This is a genomic window from Pseudoduganella violaceinigra DSM 15887 (genome assembly GCF_000425385.1).
GTDB classification, from domain to species: Bacteria; Pseudomonadota; Gammaproteobacteria; order Burkholderiales; family Burkholderiaceae_D; genus Rugamonas; species Rugamonas violaceinigra.
On record NZ_AUDI01000012.1, the window covers coordinates 224,619 to 243,832 of the forward strand.

Genomic DNA, 19,214 nt, shown 5'->3' on the forward strand with positions numbered 1-19,214 from the left:
TATTTCCTCAGTGCTTGCCAGTGCTGCCGAAACCTCCGGCGCCGCGGTCGCTGGCCTCAAAGTCTTCGACAAGATTGAAGCCAACCTGCAGCACGGGCACGATGATCAACTGCGCCAGGCGTTCCATGGGATTCAGCGTAAACGTGTTGACGCCCCGGTTCCAGGTGGACACCATCAGTTGTCCCTGGTAATCGGAGTCAATCAAGCCTACCAGATTCCCCAAAACAATGCCGTTCTTGTGGCCCATGCCGGAGCGCGGCAGGATCATGGCGGCATAGCCGGGGTCGGCGATGTGGATGGCCAGGCCGGTGGGCACCAGCACGGTCTGGCCGGGCTCGATCACGATCGGCGCGTCGACGCAGGCGCGCAGGTCGAGGCCCGCGCTGCCGGGGGTTGCATAGGCCGGCATCTGGTCTTTCATGCGCGGGTCGAGGATTTTGACGTCTACAGTTTTCATTGGAAGAGCGAGTTGTTGTCGATGCGTTTGGCGATTTCGGAAATCAGCTGGCGCGCCAGTGTAAGCTTGTCGGCGCGCGGCAGGATGGTGTGTCCGTGTTCGTCAAACAGGATGATGGTGTTGTCGTCCTGGCCGAAGGTATTGTGGCCGATATTGCCGACCAGGAGGGGAATGCCTTTGCGTTCGCGCTTGGTGGCGCCGTACTCGATCAGATTTTCCGATTCGGCGGCGAAGCCCACGCAGTAAGGCCAGCCGGCCAGGCTGGTGCGGGTGGCCACGCTGGCCAGGATGTCCGGGTTTTGCTCGAACTTCAGATCAGGCACGCTGCCGTCGCCGGTCTTCTTGACCTTCTGCGCGCTCGGATTGGCCACCTTCCAGTCGGCCACGGCGGCCACGGAGATGAACACATGCTGGCCGCCGATCTGGTCCATCACGGTGTCGAACATCTGCTGCGCACTCCTGACGTCGTGGCGCGCCACGCCGAACGGCGTCGCCAGCGCGGTCGGGCCGGACACCAGGGTCACGTCGGCGCCCGCTTCACGCGCGGCGCGCGCCACGGCATAACCCATTTTGCCGGAGGACAGGTTGGTGATGCCGCGCACCGGATCGATCGCTTCGAAGGTCGGGCCGGCCGTGATCAAGATGCGCTTGCCCGCCAGGACTTTCGGCTGGAAGGTGGCGATCATTTCCGCCAGCAGTTCTTCCGGCTCCAGCATGCGGCCCAGGCCCACTTCGCCGCAGGCCTGGTCGCCGGCGGCCGGGCCGAACACCGTGATGCCGTCCGCGCGCACCTGGTCGACATTGCGCTGGGTGGCCGGGTTGGACCACATTTCCACGTTCATCGCCGGGGCGATCAGCAGCGGCAAGGTGCGCGGGCGGGCCAGGCACATGGTCGACAGCAGGTCGTCGCACACGCCGTGCGCCAGCTTGTAGATGAAGTCCGCGGAGCAGGGCGCGATCAGGATGGCGTCGGCGTCGCGCGTGACGTCGATGTGCGCCATATTGTTGTTCACGCGTGGATCCCACTGGCTGCTGAACACCGGCTTGCCCGACAGCGCCTGCATCGTCACCGCGGTGATGAAGTGGGTGGCGGCGTCGGTCATGACGACCTGCACGGAGGCGCCTTCCTTGGTCAGCGCGCGGCACAGTTCAGCGGCCTTGTAGCAGGCGACGCCGCCGGAAAGGCCAAGGACGATTTTCTTGCCAGTCAGCTCCATATTGCTGCTCCTACTTGTTCACGCGGCGCAGTTCGTCCAGCACGAACAGCGCTGCGCCGATGCAGATGGCGGAATCGGCGATGTTAAAGGCCGGGAAGTGGCCGAAACCTTGCCAGTGGAAGTCGAGGAAATCGATCACGTGGCCGTAGGCGATGCGGTCGATGACGTTGCCGATGGCGCCGCCCAGGATCAGGGCCAGGGCCCAGCAGAACATGCGCTGGCCGCTGTGGCGTTTCAACAGGTAGATGATGTAGAGCGCGGCGATGATGCCGATGGCGGTGAACATATGGCGCTGCCAGCCGCCTTCATTGGCCAGGAAGCTGAATGCCGCCCCTTTGTTGTAGGCCAGGACCAGGTTGAAGAAGCTGGTGATGACTTTTTCTTCGCCGTAGACAAACAGCTTGCTGATCGTGATCTTGCTGAGCTGGTCGAGCAGGATGATGATGGCAGCGATGCCCAGCCAGGGGGCCATGCTGCCGGAGGAGGGTTTGCTGGTGGTGGTTTTTTTTGTGGCCATGATGTGCTTTATCTGTGTGCTTGCCGGAACCGGTACCCGGTGTCGGACCCGCAGGGGCGGACACCGATAGGCGGTTGCCGCGTGCCAGTGTCCGACCCTGCGGGTTTGACACTGGCTCACTGGTTTCAGGCGAACTTGCGCGCTTCGCCAGCGCCGAACAGGTTGGCGTGGCAACGTCCGCACAGCCCTGGATGGTCGGCGTGCGAACCGACATCCGCGCGATAGTGCCAGCAGCGCTCGCACTTTTGCGCCGTGGATGCGGCGACGTTGACGGCTTCCTCCGCTTCGGACGCCACTTCCACTGCCTTGGCCAGCGACGTGATGAAGATGAACTTCAAGTCGTCGTCCAGCGAAGCCAGCGCCTTGTACTTGTCGCCGGCCGCCTTCACTTCCAGCTCCGCCTGCAGCGAGGAGCCGATCGCACCGGAGCCGCGCAGCTCTTCCAGCTGCTTGGTCACGTCGGCGCGCACGGCGATGATGGTCGCGTACTTGGCCAGCAGGGCTTCGGCGTCGGCCAGTTCCGGCAGCTGCCACCAGGTCTGGGTATAGATGGTTTCGTCGCTGGCCTTGAATGCCTCTTCGCCGGCGAACGATGCCCACGCTTCTTCCGCGGTGAAGCACAGGACCGGGGCCATCAGGCGCAGCAGCGACTGGGTGATGTGCCACAGGGCGGTCTGCGCGGAGCGGCGCGCCTTGGAATCGACGGCGCTGGTGTACAGGCGGTCCTTCAGGATGTCCAGGTAGAAGCCGCCCAGGTCTTCCGAGCAGAAGTTCTGCAGCTTGGATACCACCGGATGGAATTCGTAGCGCTCGTAGTGCGCCGACAGGTCGGCCTGCAGCGCAGCCATATTGGCCAGCGCGTAGCGGTCGATTTCCAGCAGCTCGGCGACCGGCACGGCGTTCGCCTTCGGATCGAAGTCCGAGGTGTTGGCCAGCAGGAAGCGCAGGGTGTTGCGGATGCGGCGATACGACTCGGTCACGCGCTTGAGGATCTCGTCGGAGATCGACAGCTCGGAGGTGTAGTCGGTGGCGGCCACCCACAGGCGCAGGATGTCGGCGCCCAGGGTGTCGGACACCTTCTGCGGCGCCACGGTGTTGCCGATCGACTTGGACATCTTCTTGCCTTCGCCGTCGACCACGAAGCCGTGCGTCAGCAGCGCCTTGTACGGCGGACGGCCATTCAGCATCGAAGAGGTCAGCAGGGAGGAATGGAACCAGCCGCGGTGCTGGTCCGAACCTTCCAGGTACAGGTCGGCCGGGAAGTGCGACTGCTCAGGATGCGAGCCGCGCAGCACGGTCTGGTGGGTGCAGCCGGAGTCGAACCACACGTCCAGGGTGTCCTTGTTCTTCACATAGTGCTCGGCTTCCGCGCCCAGCAAGGTGGCCGGATCCAGTGCCTGCCAGGCGTCGATGCCGCCTTGCTCGATCAGCTTGGCCACCTGCTCCAGCAGTTCCGCGGTGCGCGGATGCAGCTCGCCCGTCTCCTTGTGCACGAACACGGCCATCGGCACGCCCCACTGGCGCTGGCGCGACAGGGTCCAGTCCGGACGGTTGGCGATCATGCCGTGCAGGCGCGCCTTGCCCCAGTCAGGGAAGAATTCGGTCGCTTCGATGCCCTCCAGCGCGGTCTCGCGCAGGGTGGAACCGCCGTCCAGCGGTTGCAGATCCATGCCGGCGAACCACTGCGACGTGGCGCGGTAGACGATCGGGGTCTTGTGGCGCCAGCAGTGCATATAGCTGTGGTCGAACATCTTCAGTTCGAACAGGGCGCCCGCTTCGCGCAGTGCTTCGCAGATCGGCTTGGACGCTTCCCAGATGCTCATGCCGCCGAACAGCGGCAGGGAAGGGATGTATTTGCCGTCGCCCATCACCGGCTTCAGGATCTCGTCATCCTTCATGCCGTGCGATTTGCAGGACACGAAGTCGTCCTGGCCGTAGGCTGGCGCCGAGTGCACCACGCCGGTACCGCTTTCGGTGGTGACGTAGTCGGCGATGTAGACCGGCGACAGGCGGTCGTAGAACGCGTCGCGGGCGTGTAGCGGATGCTTGAAGGCGATGCCGGCCAGCTTGTCGCCGGTGGCGGTGGCGATGACCGTGCCTTGCAGCTTGTAGCGTTCGAGGCAGGCCTCCACCAGGTCCTTGGCCAGGATCAGCAGCAGCGGCTTGCCATCGCGCTCGGTCTGCACCAGCGCGTAGGTCACCTCGTGGTGCATGTTCAGGGCCTGGTTGGACGGGATGGTCCAGGGGGTGGTGGTCCAGATCACCACGAAGCCGTCGCCGGCCGGCAGGGCGGAAAGGCCGAAGGCGGCCGCCAGCTTGGCGTGTTCATGGAAGGCGAAGCCGACGTCGATCGCCGGGTCGCGCTTGTTCTGGTATTCCACTTCCGCTTCCGCCAGCGCGGAGCCGCAGTCGAAGCACCAGTTGACCGGCTTCAGGCCGCGGTAAACATAGCCCTTCTCCAGCAGCGTGCCCAGGGCGCGCAGTTCGTCGGCCTCGTTACCGTAGTTCATGGTCAGGTAAGGGTTGTCCCATTCGCCCAGCACGCCCAGGCGGATGAAGTCCTTCTTCTGGCGTTCGACCTGCTCGTGGGCGTAGGCGCGCGCCTTGCTCAGCACCTCGGCGGTCGGCAGGTTCTTGCCGTGCAGTTTTTCGATCTGGATCTCGATCGGCATGCCGTGGCAATCCCAGCCCGGCACGTAAGGCGCGTCGAAGCCGGACAGGGTACGCGACTTGACGACGATGTCCTTCAGGATCTTGTTGACGGCGTGGCCGATGTGGATGTCGCCGTTGGCGTATGGCGGACCGTCATGCAGCACGAACTTCGGGCGGCCGGCGGAAGCTTTGCGCACGCGTTCGTAGATCTTCTTGTCCTGCCATTGCTTGACCCAGCCCGGCTCGCGCTTGGCCAGGTCGCCGCGCATCGGGAACGGGGTTTCGGTCATATTGACCGGGTATTTGCTCTCAGGCTTTTTTGCTTTGTTGTCAGACATGATAAATACTTTAAGTTTGTGTTTCGGTAGGCGCTTGCGGTTTGTCAGGGCAGCGCCTGAATTCGGTCGGTGACGGAGTTGGCGGCGAAGAACTCGCGCGCCTGGGCGGCATCGCATTCGATGGCCTTGACCAGCGTCGGCAGGTCGATGAACTTTGCTTCGTCGCGCAGTTTTTTCAGGAACTCGACCCGTACCACCTTGCCGTAGCAGTTCTGGGCGAAATCGAAGACATGCACTTCCAGCAGCACGCGGCCGGCGTCTTCCACCGTCGGCCGCACGCCGAGGCTGGCGACGGCGGGCAGCGGATGCTCGCCCAGGCCGTGCACCTGGACGATGAAGATGCCCGCCAGGGCAGGGCGGTGCGGCACGCGCAGGTTCAGGGTCGGGTAGCCGATATTGCGTCCCAGCTTGGCGCCGTGGATCACGTGGCCGGAAATCGCATAAGGATGGCCCAGCAGCGCTTGCGCGTGCGGGAAGTCGCCTTCCGCCAGCGCCGCGCGCACGGCGGACGAGGAGACCCGGGTTTCGCCGTTGCGCACCGTCGGCAGCACTTCGACTTCAAAGCCGTACTGCGTGCCCGCTTCGGCCAGCATGGCCACATTGCCGGCGCGCTTGGCGCCGTAGCAGAAATCGTCGCCCACCATCAGCCATTTCACGTGCAGGCCTTCGACCAGCACTTTCTCGACGAAGCTTTGCGGCGACTGGCCGGCGAAGGCATCGCAGAAGTGCTCGACGATCACGCGGTCCACGCCGTTGTTTTCCAGCGCCTGCAGTTTGTCGCGCAGGTTGGCGATGCGGGGCGGGGCTTTCGACATATCGCCCATCTTGCGGGCGAAGAATTCGCGCGGATGCGGCTCGAAGGTCATCACGGCCGATTCCAGGCCCAGGCGATCGGCGGCCGTGCGCACGCGCGCCAGCAATGCCTGGTGGCCGCGGTGGACACCGTCGAAATTGCCGATCGTCAGGGCGCAGGGCGCGCGCGCCGCTGCGTTGGGAAGTCCGCGAAATACCTTCATGCTGGTTTGTCTGGCGTAAATGCTTGATTATACGTGGTGAAAGTAAAAAAGCGCTGCCTGCGGTTGCAGGCAGCGCTTTTTGGCTCAGCCCGGCTTTGCTTAGACCGGGTTGTTAATGTACAGGGTCCAGTAGCGCGCCAGTTCCGGCTCGCCAGCGGTGCCCTTCACCGATTTCAGGGTGCTGATGGCAGCAGCCTTCTTGCCGGCGATGTACTGCGCCACGCCGTAGTGCAGCTTCATTTCTTCAGGCTTGCGGCCGGTGCCCAGCTTGATCGCTTCTTCCATCAGCTTCAGGCCATCGGCGCCTTTGCCTTCAGCAACCAGGGCATAGCCCAGGTTGGCCAGGCCGTCGGCATCCTTCTCCTTGGTGAAGGCGGCTTCCTGGGCGGCGGCGTTCTTCTGCAGGTCGGCCTGGGTCTTCAGGGCCAGATCCTTCAGGCGCTGGTGACGGCCGGCGTCGGCGCCGGTGCCCAGGGCACCTTTCTTGTAGCCTTCGTCGACGATCTTGATGGCTTCCGCCGGATTGCCGGCTTGCAGGGCCAGCTGACCCATTTCCATGAATTCGGATGGCTTGGTGATCTGCTTCAAGGCCAGCTTGAGGCGCATCACGTCCAGGTTCAGGGACGAAGAGAAGCCTGGCTTGCCGATGACGCGGTTCAGCAGGTCGGCCCAGTAGGATGCCTTCGGATAAGCGGCAGCCAGTTTTTCCAGGGTCTGCACATAGCCGACCTTGTCGTTCTGCTTCAGCTGGATATTGGCCAGCATCTGCAGATTGCCTTCGGACTTGGCGCCTTGCAGTTCCTTGGCCGCTTCATTCAGCTTGCCGCTCTGGTAGTAAGTCTGGATCAGTTGTTCCTTCATCGCGCTGTTGTTAGGATTATCCTTCAACACTTTCTGGATGTAGGTGATGGCTTTCGGGTAGTCGCGGGCGCGCAGGTAGATGCTGGCCAGCGCTTCCGTGATCTTTGGTGCCTGGGCCGGGGTCAGCTTCGGCGACGCCAGCACTTGTTCGAAGGCGCGGGCTGCGGTGTCGTTTTCGCCGGCGGCGGTCGCGGCGGAACCGCGGGTGTATTCAATCTGGAATTTTTCCAGTTCGGACTTGCCGGATACTGCGTCTGCCTCTTTCAGTTTCGCCAGGGCTTCCTTGTACTTGCCGGACGAGGCCAGCTTCTGTGCTTCCTGCAGTGGCTTGCCCACTTCAGCGCGCACGGTATCGGCATAAGCGATGGACGACAGGCCCACCATTGGAACGGCTGCATTGAAACCGATAGCGGCCATTACCAGGCCGAGATGTGCGAGACGAAACTTAATCATGGGGTGATTTTCTTTCTTCAAAATGCGAAATAGGCAGGATAACCTGCCTATTTGGGAAAATAAAGGGTGTGTTGGCCCAATTATTTACTGGAACTGCTCGTTGCCGACCAGACCAATCTTGGTGACGCCGAGACGCTGTGCCGAAGCCATGACGCCTGCCACGGCACTGTAGCTCACCAGCTTGTTGGGACGCAGGTGCACTTCAGGCTGGTTAGCCTGGGCTGCTACCGCGACCAGCTTGTTCTCCAGGGCGGCGCGGTCGGGAACGACCACGTTGTCCCACAGGATGGTGCCGTCGAAGTCAACGTCAATGGTGACGACCACAGGTTCCGTCGTTGGCGGTGGCGGGGTGCCGACCGGCATGTTCAGGTTGACCGAGTGGTTGGCCTTTGGAATGGTAATGATCAGCAGAATAATCAGAACCAGCATGACGTCGATCATCGGCGTCATGTTCATTTCCATCATTGGTTCCGCGTCGCCGCTGGAGCTGCCTACGCTCATACTCATGAATTGTTTCCTTTTCAGAAGGCCGCCCCCGCTATGGCCAGGGGCGGCTTGTTCTTACATCTTATCAGGTGGTTCGGTGATGAAACCGACCTTCTGGATGCCAGCGCGCTGGGTGGTGTAGATCACACGGCCAATCGATTCATATTTCGCGTCTTTATCGCCGCGGACATGAACTTCAGGCTGAGGCACCTTCACCGCTTCCTCTTTCAGAAAATCGAACAGCTCATTCGCGTCGCGCATTTTCTTCTGGTTCCAGTAGATGTCGCCATCCTTGTTAACAACGATGTTGACGTTCTCTGGCTTGGTCTGGATTGCCTGGTTGATCTCTTCCGGCAGGTTGATCTTCTGCAGTTTGAGAACGACCGGGCTCGTGATCAGGAAGATGATCAGCAGAACCAGCATGATGTCCACGAGCGGAGTCGTGTTGATCTCACTGTTAAGCTGCTCTTCTCCGCCGGTATCGGAGCCTACGGACATCGACATGGTATTAACCTACTTTTTTCGACGAAGCAGCAGCGTTCGAAGTGGACATGGCGCCGGAGATCAGCACGGAGTGCACGTCAGCCGAGAAGGAACGTACGTCTTCCATTGCGGTCTTGTTACGACGCAGCAGCCAGTTGTAACCCAGAACGGCAGGCACCGCCACCAGCAGACCGAAGGCGGTCATGATCAGCGCTTCACCCACTGGACCTGCAACTTTGTCGATCGACGCGTTACCGGTCATACCGATGTTGGTCAGCGCGCCGTAAATACCCCACACGGTACCGAACAGGCCGATGAACGGAGCGGTCGAACCAACGGTTGCCAGGAAGGACAGGCCGTCGGACAGACGGGACTGCACTTTGTCCACAGCGCGCTGGATGGACATGGTGACCCAGGTCGACAGGTCGATTTGTTCCAGCAGGGCGCCGTCGTGGTGGGCGGTTGCCTTGGTGCCGGATTCAGCGATGAAGCGGAATGGGGAACCTTCGGTCAGGGTCGCGGTACCGGCAGCGATCGAGGACGCTTTCCAGAACTTGGCAGCGGTTTCTTTCTGCTGCTTGAAGATCTTCTGCTGGTCGATGATCTTGGTCACGATGATGTACCAGGAGCCGATCGACATGATCGACAGGATGATCAGGGTAGCGCGGGCAACGAAGCCGGCTTCCCACACAGCGGAGATACCGAATGGGTTTTCGACTTCTTCTTTAGCGGCTGGAGCGGCAGGAGCAGCAGGGGCGGCTGCTTCGGCTGCTGGAGCTGCTGCCGCGTCGGCTGCTGGCGCTGCAGGTGCGTCAGCGGCTGGAGCCGAAGCGGCTGCCGAGGCAGGAGCGTCAGCCATTGCTGGCGCGCTTACCAGGGCGGTAGCTGCGGTCACCGAGAACAGCACAGCGGCCAGTACAGCGGACAAACGGGTATTCTTAAACATGCTTCCTCCAAATTTGAAAAATAATCAGTTCGCTGGCTTAAACGACAACGGACTTACTTAGTTGCGAGACGGTGCTTTGTCTCAGGTTTATTCCAGCGTCCAGACGTATTGCATCTGTTGCCAGGTTTCTTGTGGATGGCCATCCACGGTGGCTGGCTTGAATTTGCACTTGGAGATGCCGTTGACGGCCGCCTTGTCCAAATCACGGAAACCACTCGATTTCACTACTTTCGAATCGCCCACACGGCCGTCCGCACTGATCAGGAACGACAGGGTCACCGTACCGGTTTCTTCGTTACGCAGCGAGGATTTCGGCCATTCTGGCTTGGCGCAGGTGCCGAAATCCACTACGGCAGGAGTACGGACGCCAGTCGCCGGAGGGGCTGGTGGTGCCGGTTGTGCCGGAGGGGCTGGACGAATGTCGGTGGTTGCCGGCTTCTGGCTGGTCGCGTTGGCGATCACGTTCTGCGCAGGGGGCGGCTGTTGCACGTTCACTTCAACCGGAGGAATGAATGGCGGTGGTGGTGCCTTCATCTCTGGCGGAGGTGGGGGTGGTGGCAGTTCTTTTGGCGGAGGCGGGGCGACCTCCTCGATGATCTTGGTCTCCACCGGTTCGATCATCTTGCTAATCATTTTCTTGCCCAGGCCGGATACGATGCCGTAACCAGCGATAAGGTGCAGGACTACGACGAACACGATGCCCGTATAGTTCTTCTTCCCGGCAATTTTCTCGTTATCACTGAAATTCATGCCTGCTTTCTCCAATACCAACTCTTGTGTTGCTACTTTAAACCCCCAAAATGGCGACAAAAAAGCTACAGCCGCATCCGGGACGTCGGCGAATTATACATACGAATTTTGGATTTTTGCATAGATTTTTGCCCGCAAAACCGTTTAAATTTCATGCCCTTAGCCCCATATTAGCAGGCCGTCCACCCGCTTTCCCGAAGTGGTCTGGTAGAAAAAGCAAGAGAAAGTTGCCCCATTTTTCGCTCCTGCGATTGATCTTCATCAAATTTTGATGAGGACGAAAGAATGCTCGACCGCAGTGGCCGCCCGGCTAAGGAAATTTGGTGAAGTGCGTGGCTTCGACGTAACTCTGTCAAAAGCGCCGGTCAAATCACCCGGTTGCGCTTTTCGCGCTTGCACTCGATGGTGCTGACCACCTGGCCGTCCGGCGAGACCGTATCCAGGTGGACGTCGAACCCCCACAGGCGGGCCACGTGTTTCAAGACTTCATTGGCCTGCTGGTTCAGGGGGCGGCGGTTGTACTGCGTGTGGCGCAGTGTCAGGGCGCGGTCGTCGCGGGTGTTGACGGACCACACCTGTATATTAGGTTCGCGGTTGCCCAGGTTGTACTGGTCGGCCAGCATTTGCCGCACATAGCGGTAGCCCAGCCCATCATGGATGGCCGACACGGCGAGCTTGTCGTTCTTGTCGTCGTCCAGCACGGCAAAGAAGTGGAATTCGCGGATCAGGCGCGGCGAAAGATATTGGGCAATGAAACTTTCGTCTTTGAAATTTCGCATCGCAAACTCGAGCGTCTTCTTCCAGTCGCTGCCGGCGATGTCGGGGAACCATTCGCGGTCTTCCTCGCTGGGGTTCTCGCAGATGCGGCGGATGTCCGACATCATGGCAAAACCCAGGGCATAGGGATTGATCCCATTATAGTAAGGGCTGTGCACGGGCGGCTGGTACACCACATTGGTATGGCTCTTGAGGAACTCCATCATGAAGCCGTCGCCCACCACGCCTTCCTCGTATAGCTGGTTGAGGATGGTGTAGTGCCAGAAGGTGGCCCAGCCTTCATTCATCACCTGGGTCTGGCGCTGCGGATAGAAGTACTGGCTGATCTTGCGCACGATGCGCACGATCTCGCGCTGCCAGGGTTCCAGCAGCGGCGCATACTTCTCGATGAAGTAGAGCAGGTTCTCCTCCGGCTCGGCCGGAAAACGCGGGGCCGGCTTGTCGACCGCTTCCTCTTCGCGGCGCGGAACCGTGCGCCACAATTCGTTGATCTGTGATTGTAAATACGCCTCGCGTTCCTTCTGTTTCAACTGCTCTTGCGCCAGCGACAGCTTGGCCGGCCGCTTGTAGCGGTCGACGCCGTAGTTCTGGATCGCATGGCAGGAGTCGAGCAGCAATTCGACCGCATCGATGCCATGCCGCTGTTCGCATTCAGTAATGTAATTTTTAGCGAACAGCATATAGTCGATGATGGCGTCGGCATCGGTCCAGGTCTTGAACAGGTAATTACCCTTGAAGAAAGAGTTGTGCCCGTAAGCAGCATGGGCAATCACCAGTGCCTGCATGGTCAGGCTGTTCTCTTCCATTAAATAGGCGATGCAGGGATTGGAGTTGATGACGATCTCGTAGGCCAAGCCCATCTGCCCGCGCTTGTAGCCCTTCTCGGTGGCCAGGAAATGCTTGCCGAAGGACCAGTGCGCATAGGACACCGGCATGCCCACCGAGGTGTAGGCATCCATCATCTGCTCGGCAGTAATGATTTCCAGCTGGTTGGGATAGGTATCGAGCCCGAAATGCCGCGCCACGCGGCGGATTTCCTCGTGCGCCTGCTCGATCAGTTCAAACGTCCATTCGGATTGCTCCGGCAGGGCCCTTGGATGCGGCGGGCGTTTGGTCATCTGGTTCATTTTGGCTGCTTCTTGAACAGTTCGCGGAACACCGGATAGATGTCGGCCGGCGTGACGATCTTTTGCATGGCGAAGTGCTGATGGTATTCCGGCACCTGGGCGTATTGCTCCCACAGGTTTTGCGGCGGGCCATCGGTGATCTCGACATAGGTGTAATACTGGACCTTGGGCATGATGGTATTGACCAGCAGCTGCCGGCACAGCACGGAATCGTTGTCCCAGTTGTCGCCGTCGGAGGCCTGCGCCACATAGGCGTTCCAGCTGCCGCCGCCAAAGCGCTCGTCGATGATCTTGTTCAGCAGGTGCAGGGCGGACGAGACCACGGTGCCGCCCGACTCGCGCGAGTGGAAGAATTCGTTTTCGTCCACTTCCGACGCCGCCGTATGGTGGCGGATGAACACCACCTCGATCTTGTCGTAGACCCGCTTGAGAAAGAGGTAGAGCAGGATGAAGAAGCGCTTGGCGGTATCCTTGCGCTGCTCGTCCATGGAGCCCGACACGTCCATGAGGCAGAACATGACGGCCTGGGTCATCGGCTTGGGCACCTTGATGCGGTTGGCGTAGCGCAGGTCGAAGGGATCGATGAAGGGGATGGCCAGCAGGCGCGTATGCAAGTGGTGCACCAGCTTCTTCAGTTCGATCACGCGCGGGTCGTCCAGCGGAGCGCCGGCCACCAGCAATTCCTCCAGCTCGCGCTCGGCCTCGTTCAGGCGCTTGCGCGACGAGCCGCCCACGGCGATGCGCCGGCCCAGGGCGCCGCGCAAAGAGCGCAGCACGTGGATATTGGACGGCGTGCCCGACACCGTGTAGCCGGCGCGCTGCGGCTTGAATTCCGTGGTCGCCGTCAGCTGGGTCTTGATCATGTGCGGCAGTTCCAAGTCTTCGAAGAAATAGTTCATGAATTCTTCGCGCGACAGCTCGAAGATGAAATCATCTTCGCTGGTCTGGTCGCTGTTGCCGGCCTTGCCGCGGCCGCTGCCGCCGCCGCCCTTGGGGCGATTGATCAAGTCGCCCTTCTGGTATTCCTGGTTGCCGGGATTGACCACTTCCCACACCCCGCCATGGGAGTGGCCGAACGAGGGCTCGTTCACGTCCTTGACGGGAATGGAGACTTTTTCGCCATTCTCGATGTCGGTGATCGAGCGCCCCTTGATGGCGCGCCCGACCGCATCCTTGATCTGGCCTTTGTAACGCCGCAAAAATCGTTCGCGGTTGACCGCGGACTTGTTCTTGCCCTGCAAACGTCGGTCGATGAGGTAAGTCATGTGCCTCCTGCCTGCTTGATTGGCGCGTCCTGATTATCCACTGTTTACATCAGGACGACTTCCTCACGCGCAGATACCATTCGCACAGCAGCCGGACCTGCTTGGCCGTGTAGCCCTTTTCCACCATGCGCGCCACGAAGTCGGCGTGCTTGTTGGCATCCTCGGCGCTGGCCTTGGCATTGAAGGAGATCACCGGCAGCAGTTCCTCGGTATTGGAGAACATTTTCTTCTCGATCACCGTGCGGAACTTCTCGTAACTGGTCCAGGCCGGGTTCTTGCCGCCGTTGTTGGCACGCGCGCGCAGGCCGAAGTTGACGATCTCGTTGCGGAAGTCTTTCGGGTTCGAAATCCCGGCCGGCTTCTCGATCTTTTCCAGTTCGTTGTTCAGCGATTCGCGGTCGAAGCTTTCGCCGGTGTCCGGGTCGCGGTATTCCTGGTCCTGGATCCAGAAGTCGGCAAAGGTGACGTAGCGGTCGAAGATGTTCTGGCCGTATTCGGAGTAGCTCTCCAGGTAGGCGGTCTGGATTTCCTTGCCGATGAATTCGACGTAGCGCTGGGCCAGGTGCTCTTTGATATAGGAGAAGTACTTCTGCTCGGTCTCCGGCGGGAACTGTTCGCGCTCGACCTGCTGTTCCAGCACGTACAGCAGGTGCACCGGATTGGCCGCCACCTCGGTCGAGTCGAAGTTGAACACCTTGGACAGGATCTTGAAGGCGAAGCGCGTCGACAGGCCGTTCATGCCCTCGTCGACGCCGGCATAGTCGACGTACTCATGGATGGACTTGGCTTTCGGGTCGGTATCCTTGAGGTTTTCGCCGTCGTACACCAGCATCTTGCTGAAAATGCTCGAATTTTCCGGCTCTTTCAGGCGCGACAGGATGGCGAACTGCGACATCATGCGCAGCGTGCCGGGGGCGCAGGGCGCCTTGTCGAGCGAGGAATTGTGCAGCAGCTTTTCGTAAATCTTGATTTCGTCGGCGACGCGCAGGCAGTACGGCACCTTCACTATATAGATACGGTCGAGGAACGCCTCGTTGTTGCGGTTGTTCTTGAAGCTCTTCCATTCGGACTCGTTCGAGTGCGCCAGGATGATGCCCTCGAAGGGGATGGCGCCGAAGCCTTCCGTGCCCTTGTAGTTGCCTTCCTGGGTCGCGGTCAGCAGCGGGTGCAGCACCTTGATCGGCGCCTTGAACATTTCCACGAATTCCATCAGGCCCTGGTTGGCCAGGCACAGGCCGCCGGAATAGCTGTAGGCGTCCGGATCGTCCTGGGCATAGTCTTCCAGCTTGCGGATATCGACCTTGCCGACCAGGGAGGAGATGTCCTGGTTGTTCTCATCGCCCGGCTCGGTCTTGGAAATGGCGGTCTGCTTGAGCACGGAAGGATAGCGCTTGACCACGCGGAACTGGTTGATATCGCCATTGAACTCATGCAGGCGCTTGACCGCCCACGGCGAGGGGATGTTGCGCAGGTAGCGGCGCGGGATGCCGTAATCTTCTTCCAGGATGGTGCCGTCCTCCACCTCGCTGAACAGGCCGAGCGGGGATTCATTCACCGGCGAGCCTTTCAGGCAGTAGAAAGGCACTTCCTCCATCAGGGTCTTGAGCTTTTCCGCGATCGAGGACTTGCCGCCGCCGACCGGGCCCAGCAGGTAGAGGATCTGCTTGCGCTCTTCCAGCCCTTGCGCCGCATGGCGGAAATAGGCCACCACTTGCTCGATCACGTCTTCCATGCCGTAGAACTCGCGGAAGGCGGGGTAGATCTTGATGACCTTGTTGGCGAAAATGCGGGACAGGCGCGTATCGTTGCGCGTATCGACCAGGGTGGGTTCGCCAATCGCAGCCAGCATACGTTCCGCCGCCGAAGCGTAGGTCAGGCGGTCCTTTTTGCAGAGCGCGAGATATTCGGAGAGGGACATTTCCTCTTCCTTGGTGCGCTCATAGCGTGCTGCGTAGTTGTCAAAAATGGTCATGTGAATGTCCTTTAATGAAAAATCTACTCGTCACATGGTCGGCAGTCGAAGCTGGGGCTGCAGGCCTGCTCAATGCTTTGCCAGCTTGCCAGAGGTGCCAGGGATTGCCCGAGGCTCGGAGCTGGATCATTATTAGCCGGCGGGGGGATGGTTGCCGGGCTCGAAACGCATCTTACGTTGATGAAATTTATTATTGCTCTATTGGATCTAGAAGTAAAGCCGGTGCTTGATCCCCTCGCATATGGCACCACAGTAGCACGGCTTGCCCGACTCTGCAGCACAGTAATTGCAGTAAGATGCGAAACCATGTCCACCGCGGAAGAGAACAAAAAATGACCACCCAAATGCGCTCCATCGTGCAAAACATGCCGAAGGCGGAATTGCATATCCATATCGAAGGCTCGCTCGAACCGGAACTGATTTTCGCGCTGGCCCGGCGCAACGGCGTCAAGCTGGCCTACGGTTCGGTGGACGCACTGCGCGCCGCCTATGCCTTCACCAATCTGCAGTCCTTCCTCGACATCTACTACGCCGGCGCCAGCGTTCTATTGAAAGAGCAGGACTTTTACGACATGACCATGGCCTACCTGCAGCGCGCCAAGGCCGACCACGTGCGCCACGCCGAAATCTTCTTCGACCCGCAGACCCACACGGTACGCGGCGTGCCGATGGCCGATGTCATTAATGGTATCCATCGCGCCTGCGCTGAAGGGCCGATCAGCGCGACGCTGATCCTGTGCTTCCTGCGCCACCTGAGCGAAGAGGATGCCCTCGCCACGCTGGACGCGGCGCTGCCTTTCCGCGACAAGTTCATCGGCGTCGGCCTCGATTCCTCCGAAGTGGGCCATCCGCCGGAAAAATTCGCCCGCGTCTTCGCCCGCGCGCGCGAGCTGGGCCTGCACCTGGTCGCGCACGCCGGCGAAGAGGGGCCGCCGGCCTATGTCGAAACGGCGGTCGACCTGCTCAAGGTGGAGCGCATCGACCATGGCGTGCGCTGCCTGGAGGATCCGGCGCTGGTGCGCCGCCTGGCCGCGCTGCGCATGCCGCTCACCGTCTGCCCGCTGTCGAACACCAAGCTGCGCGTGTTCGACCGGATGCAGGACCACAACCTGCTGGACCTGCTCGACGCCGGCCTGCTGGCCATGGTCAACTCGGACGACCCGGCCTACTTCGGCGGCTATCTGAACGACAACTTCATCGCCGTCTTCGACGCGCTGCCGCTCGGCCTGGCGCACGCCCACCAGCTGGCGCGCAACAGCTTCGAGGCGGCCTTCCTGCCGGCGCAGGAAAAGCAGAAGTTCCTCGATGAAGTGGACACTTATTTTTCGGCTTTTAACGTGGTCTGACGCATGTTTCGACAAGCTCTGCGGATGACGGCGCGCGACTGGCGCGCCGGGCAGTTGCGCTTCCTGCTGGTGGCGCTGGTGGTGGCGGTGGCGGCGCTGTCGGCCGCCGGCTTCTTTATCGATCGCCTGCGCAGCGGGCTGAATCGCGATGCGCACCAGCTGCTCGGGGCCGACCTGGTGGTGGTGGCCGACAATCCGGTGCCGGCCGCCTGGCGCGAAGAAGCGCAGCGGCGCGGCCTGCAGGTGGCCGATACCCTGGCCTTTCCCAGCATGGCCCAGGCGGGCGAGGGCGAGGCCGCCCGCTCCGTGCTGGTCACGCTGAAGGCGGTCAGCCCGGGCTATCCGCTGCGCGGGCGCGTCAAGGTCAATACCGATCTCGCGCAAGCCAATGACAGCATCGGCCGCCCGGCGCCCGCCGCGCCGGAACCCGGCACGGTCTGGATCGACCCGGCGCTGGCCGGCGCGCTGGAAGTCGCCGTCGGCGGCACGTTGCAGCTGGGCGACAAGCAATTTCGCGTGACCCAGCTGATTGCCGCCGAACCGGACCGCGGCGGCGGCTTTATCAATTTCGCCCCGCGCGTCTTCCTCGCGCTGTCCGACATGCCGGCCACCAAGCTGGTGCAGGAAGGTTCGCGCGTCGGCTACCGGATGCTGCTGGCCGGACCTGGCGCCAGTTCCAGTCCCGCGCAGGAATACGGCAACTGGCTGAAGGCGGTGATCCAGAAGGACAATGTGCGCGGCGTGCGCATCGAATCGCTGGAAGAAGGGCGGCCGGAAATGAGCGCCACGCTGGACCGCGCCGACCGCTTCCTGTCGCTGGTCGGCCTGCTGTCGGCCATGCTGGCCGCCGTGGCGGTGGCGATGGCGGCGCGCCGCTTCATGCAGCGCCACCTCGACGCCTGCGCCATGCTGCGCTGTCTGGGGCTGACCCAGAACCAGGTGACGGCGCTCTACCTGATTGAATTCCTGCTGGTCGGGCTGGCGGGCAGCGCGCTCGGCGTGCTGGTCGGTTTCGGCGCGCACTATGTGCTGCTGCAGCTGCTGGGAAGCCTGGTCGGCGCCGATATTCCGGCGCCGACCCTGTTGCCGGCGCTGCAAGGCCTGGCCACCGGCATGCTGCTGCTGACCGGCTTCGCGCTGCCGCCCATCCTGCAACTGCGCAACGTACCGCATAACCGCGTCATCCGCCGCGAGGCTGCCGCCCCCAAGCCCGCCGCGCTGGCGACTTACGGCCTGGGTATTGGTGCCTTTGGCGCACTGCTGCTGTGGCAATCGAACGACATCAAGCTGGCCGGCATGACCGGCGGCGGCTTCCTGCTTGGCTTCGGCGTATTTGCCCTGGTGGGCTGGCTGGGCCTGCTGGCGCTGCGCCCGCTGCGCAATGCCGTCGCGCACCAGTCCTGGCGCTTTGCCGTCAATTCGCTGCGCCGCCGTCCCGGCGCCACCGTGGTGCAGGTGGTATCGCTCTCGCTGGGCCTGATGGCGCTGCTGCTCCTGACCGTGGTGCGCGGCGACCTGATGGCGGCGTGGCGCAATACCTTGCCGCCGGACGCGCCCAACCGCTTCATCATCAATATCCAGCCGGACCAGAAAGACGCCATCGCCGCCCGCCTGCGGGAAGCGGGCGTCGGCGACGCGCCGATGTTCCCGATGATCCGCGGCCGCCTGGTGGCGGTGAACGGCAAGGCCATCACCAGCCAGACCTACACCGAGGAACGCGCGCGCGGCCTGGCCGAGCGTGAATTCAACCTGTCCACGATGACCGGGCTGCCGGCGCAGAACCGGGTCACGGCCGGCACCTGGGCGATGGACGGCACGGCGCCGGAAGCCTCGGTGGAAGAGGGCCTGGCCAAGACGCTGGGCCTGAAGCTGGGCGACACGATGCGCTTCGAGATCGCCGGCTCGCCCGTGGAGGCAAGAATTACCAGCCTGCGCAAGCTGGAATGGGGCTCGATGCGCGTGAACTTCTTCGTCATCATCAACCCGGCGTCGATGGCGGATACCCCGCAAACCTGGATCACCGCCTTCCACCTGCCGCCGCGCGCGGCCGCCGCCGGCACGGCCCTGTCGCGGGAATTCCCCAACCTGACCATGGTCGACGTCGGCGGCGTGCTGCGCCAGGTGCAGTCGGTGCTGGACCAGGTGATCCAGGCGGTGGAATTCCTGTTTGCCTTCACCTTATTGTCCGGCGTGCTGGTGCTGTACGCCGCCTTGATGGGATCCCAGGACGAACGCCGGCGCGAAGCGGGCCTGCTGCGCGCCCTGGGGGCGACGCGGCGCCAGCTCTCGCAAGCGCAGATGATGGAATTCATGCTGGTGGGCGGCCTGGGAGGCCTGTTGGCCGCCACCGGCGCCGGCCTGATGGGATGGGGACTGGCCACCTACCAGTTCAAATTCGCCTGGACCTTCAGCCCATGGGTCTGGCTGGCAGGCTTGCTGGCCGGCGCCGCCTGCGCCGTGATCGGCGGCTGGCTTGGCCTGCGCAATGTGCTGAACCACCCGCCGCTGCAAACACTGCGCGAGGCTTGACAGGAGAAAGCCGGGGGCAGCT

At 61.8% G+C, this 19,214-nt stretch carries 15 protein-coding genes; 2 read left to right on the plus strand and 13 right to left on the minus strand.

Going from position 1 to position 19,214, the window contains the following annotated elements; translation table 11 throughout:
• Window positions 1-7 precede the first annotated feature (7 nt).
• The 13 genes from dut to H597_RS0109125 form a co-directional block, all read right to left on the minus strand.
• Window positions 8-457 (minus strand): dUTP diphosphatase, encoded by a 450-nt coding sequence (dut, locus tag H597_RS0109065; RefSeq protein ID WP_028101859.1) that lies wholly within the window; start codon window positions 455-457, stop codon window positions 8-10.
• Window positions 454-1,674, minus strand: coding sequence for a bifunctional phosphopantothenoylcysteine decarboxylase/phosphopantothenate--cysteine ligase CoaBC (gene coaBC, locus H597_RS0109070; protein WP_028101860.1), 1,221 nt, complete (start codon window positions 1,672-1,674; stop codon window positions 454-456). The genes dut and coaBC overlap by 4 nt, the downstream gene beginning before the upstream one ends.
• A gap of 10 nt (window positions 1,675-1,684) precedes the next feature.
• Window positions 1,685-2,191: a signal peptidase II gene (gene lspA / locus H597_RS0109075; RefSeq protein ID WP_028101861.1), complete on the minus strand. Its 507-nt coding sequence runs from the start codon at window positions 2,189-2,191 to the stop codon at window positions 1,685-1,687.
• Window positions 2,192-2,316: 125 nt separating this feature from the next.
• Window positions 2,317-5,181 carry an isoleucine--tRNA ligase gene (gene ileS / locus H597_RS0109080; RefSeq protein ID WP_028101862.1) on the minus strand — a complete coding sequence of 955 codons (2,865 nt, stop codon included), beginning with the start codon at window positions 5,179-5,181 and terminating at the stop codon, window positions 2,317-2,319.
• Window positions 5,182-5,225: 44 nt separating this feature from the next.
• On the minus strand, window positions 5,226-6,197 hold the full coding sequence (locus tag H597_RS0109085; protein ID WP_028101863.1) for a bifunctional riboflavin kinase/FAD synthetase: 972 nt from the start codon (window positions 6,195-6,197) through the stop codon (window positions 5,226-5,228).
• A gap of 99 nt (window positions 6,198-6,296) precedes the next feature.
• The gene (locus H597_RS0109090; RefSeq protein ID WP_051293643.1) at window positions 6,297-7,511 is read right to left on the minus strand and encodes a tetratricopeptide repeat protein; all 1,215 of its coding nucleotides are present in this window, start codon (window positions 7,509-7,511) and stop codon (window positions 6,297-6,299) included.
• An 84-nt stretch (window positions 7,512-7,595) separates the two neighbouring features.
• Window positions 7,596-8,018, minus strand: a complete 423-nt coding sequence (locus H597_RS0109095) for an ExbD/TolR family protein (RefSeq protein ID WP_028101865.1) — start codon at window positions 8,016-8,018, stop codon at window positions 7,596-7,598.
• 54 nt (window positions 8,019-8,072) lie between these two features.
• Window positions 8,073-8,501 carry an ExbD/TolR family protein gene (locus tag H597_RS0109100; protein WP_028101866.1) on the minus strand — a complete coding sequence of 143 codons (429 nt, stop codon included), beginning with the start codon at window positions 8,499-8,501 and terminating at the stop codon, window positions 8,073-8,075.
• Between the two features lie 4 nt (window positions 8,502-8,505).
• A complete protein-coding gene (locus H597_RS0109105) occupies window positions 8,506-9,426 on the minus strand; it encodes a MotA/TolQ/ExbB proton channel family protein (protein WP_169433287.1) in 921 nt (306 codons plus the stop codon).
• Window positions 9,427-9,513: 87 nt separating this feature from the next.
• Window positions 9,514-10,176, minus strand: coding sequence for an energy transducer TonB (locus H597_RS0109110; RefSeq protein ID WP_028101868.1), 663 nt, complete (start codon window positions 10,174-10,176; stop codon window positions 9,514-9,516).
• A gap of 365 nt (window positions 10,177-10,541) precedes the next feature.
• Entirely contained in the window at window positions 10,542-12,071 is a 1,530-nt protein-coding gene (locus tag H597_RS0109115; RefSeq protein ID WP_035373676.1) for a SpoVR family protein, read from the minus strand.
• A 5-nt stretch (window positions 12,072-12,076) separates the two neighbouring features.
• The gene (locus tag H597_RS0109120) at window positions 12,077-13,345 is read right to left on the minus strand and encodes a YeaH/YhbH family protein (protein WP_028101870.1); all 1,269 of its coding nucleotides are present in this window, start codon (window positions 13,343-13,345) and stop codon (window positions 12,077-12,079) included.
• A gap of 49 nt (window positions 13,346-13,394) precedes the next feature.
• Entirely contained in the window at window positions 13,395-15,317 is a 1,923-nt protein-coding gene (locus H597_RS0109125) for a PrkA family serine protein kinase (RefSeq protein ID WP_028101871.1), read from the minus strand.
• Between the two features lie 332 nt (window positions 15,318-15,649).
• Between H597_RS0109125 and H597_RS0109130 the strand changes: the two genes are divergently transcribed.
• Together H597_RS0109130 and H597_RS0109135 are read left to right on the plus strand one after the other, a co-directional pair.
• Window positions 15,650-16,663 carry an adenosine deaminase gene (locus tag H597_RS0109130; RefSeq protein ID WP_028101872.1) on the plus strand — a complete coding sequence of 338 codons (1,014 nt, stop codon included), beginning with the start codon at window positions 15,650-15,652 and terminating at the stop codon, window positions 16,661-16,663.
• Window positions 16,664-16,666: 3 nt separating this feature from the next.
• The gene (locus tag H597_RS0109135; protein WP_028101873.1) at window positions 16,667-19,192 is read left to right on the plus strand and encodes an ABC transporter permease; all 2,526 of its coding nucleotides are present in this window, start codon (window positions 16,667-16,669) and stop codon (window positions 19,190-19,192) included.
• The last annotated feature ends 22 nt before the right edge of the window (window positions 19,193-19,214 follow it).

Coding starts and splice junctions, on each gene's coding strand:
- H597_RS0109100 (WP_028101866.1), bottom strand. CDS start 8,501: ATGTCGATGTCCGTAGGCTCCGATACCGGCGGAGAAGAGCAGCTTAAC.
- H597_RS0109125 (WP_028101871.1), bottom strand. CDS start 15,317: ATGACCATTTTTGACAACTACGCAGCACGCTATGAGCGCACCAAGGAA.
- H597_RS0109115 (WP_035373676.1), bottom strand. CDS start 12,071: ATGACCAAACGCCCGCCGCATCCAAGGGCCCTGCCGGAGCAATCCGAA.
- H597_RS0109095 (WP_028101865.1), bottom strand. CDS start 8,018: ATGAGTATGAGCGTAGGCAGCTCCAGCGGCGACGCGGAACCAATGATG.
- H597_RS0109085 (WP_028101863.1), bottom strand. CDS start 6,197: ATGAAGGTATTTCGCGGACTTCCCAACGCAGCGGCGCGCGCGCCCTGC.
- H597_RS0109130 (WP_028101872.1), top strand. CDS start 15,650: ATGACCACCCAAATGCGCTCCATCGTGCAAAACATGCCGAAGGCGGAA.
- lspA (WP_028101861.1), bottom strand. CDS start 2,191: ATGGCCACAAAAAAAACCACCACCAGCAAACCCTCCTCCGGCAGCATG.
- ileS (WP_028101862.1), bottom strand. CDS start 5,181: ATGTCTGACAACAAAGCAAAAAAGCCTGAGAGCAAATACCCGGTCAAT.
- H597_RS0109135 (WP_028101873.1), top strand. CDS start 16,667: ATGTTTCGACAAGCTCTGCGGATGACGGCGCGCGACTGGCGCGCCGGG.
- H597_RS0109110 (WP_028101868.1), bottom strand. CDS start 10,176: ATGAATTTCAGTGATAACGAGAAAATTGCCGGGAAGAAGAACTATACG.
- H597_RS0109120 (WP_028101870.1), bottom strand. CDS start 13,345: ATGACTTACCTCATCGACCGACGTTTGCAGGGCAAGAACAAGTCCGCG.
- H597_RS0109090 (WP_051293643.1), bottom strand. CDS start 7,511: ATGATTAAGTTTCGTCTCGCACATCTCGGCCTGGTAATGGCCGCTATC.
- dut (WP_028101859.1), bottom strand. CDS start 457: ATGAAAACTGTAGACGTCAAAATCCTCGACCCGCGCATGAAAGACCAG.
- coaBC (WP_028101860.1), bottom strand. CDS start 1,674: ATGGAGCTGACTGGCAAGAAAATCGTCCTTGGCCTTTCCGGCGGCGTC.
- H597_RS0109105 (WP_169433287.1), bottom strand. CDS start 9,426: ATGTTTAAGAATACCCGTTTGTCCGCTGTACTGGCCGCTGTGCTGTTC.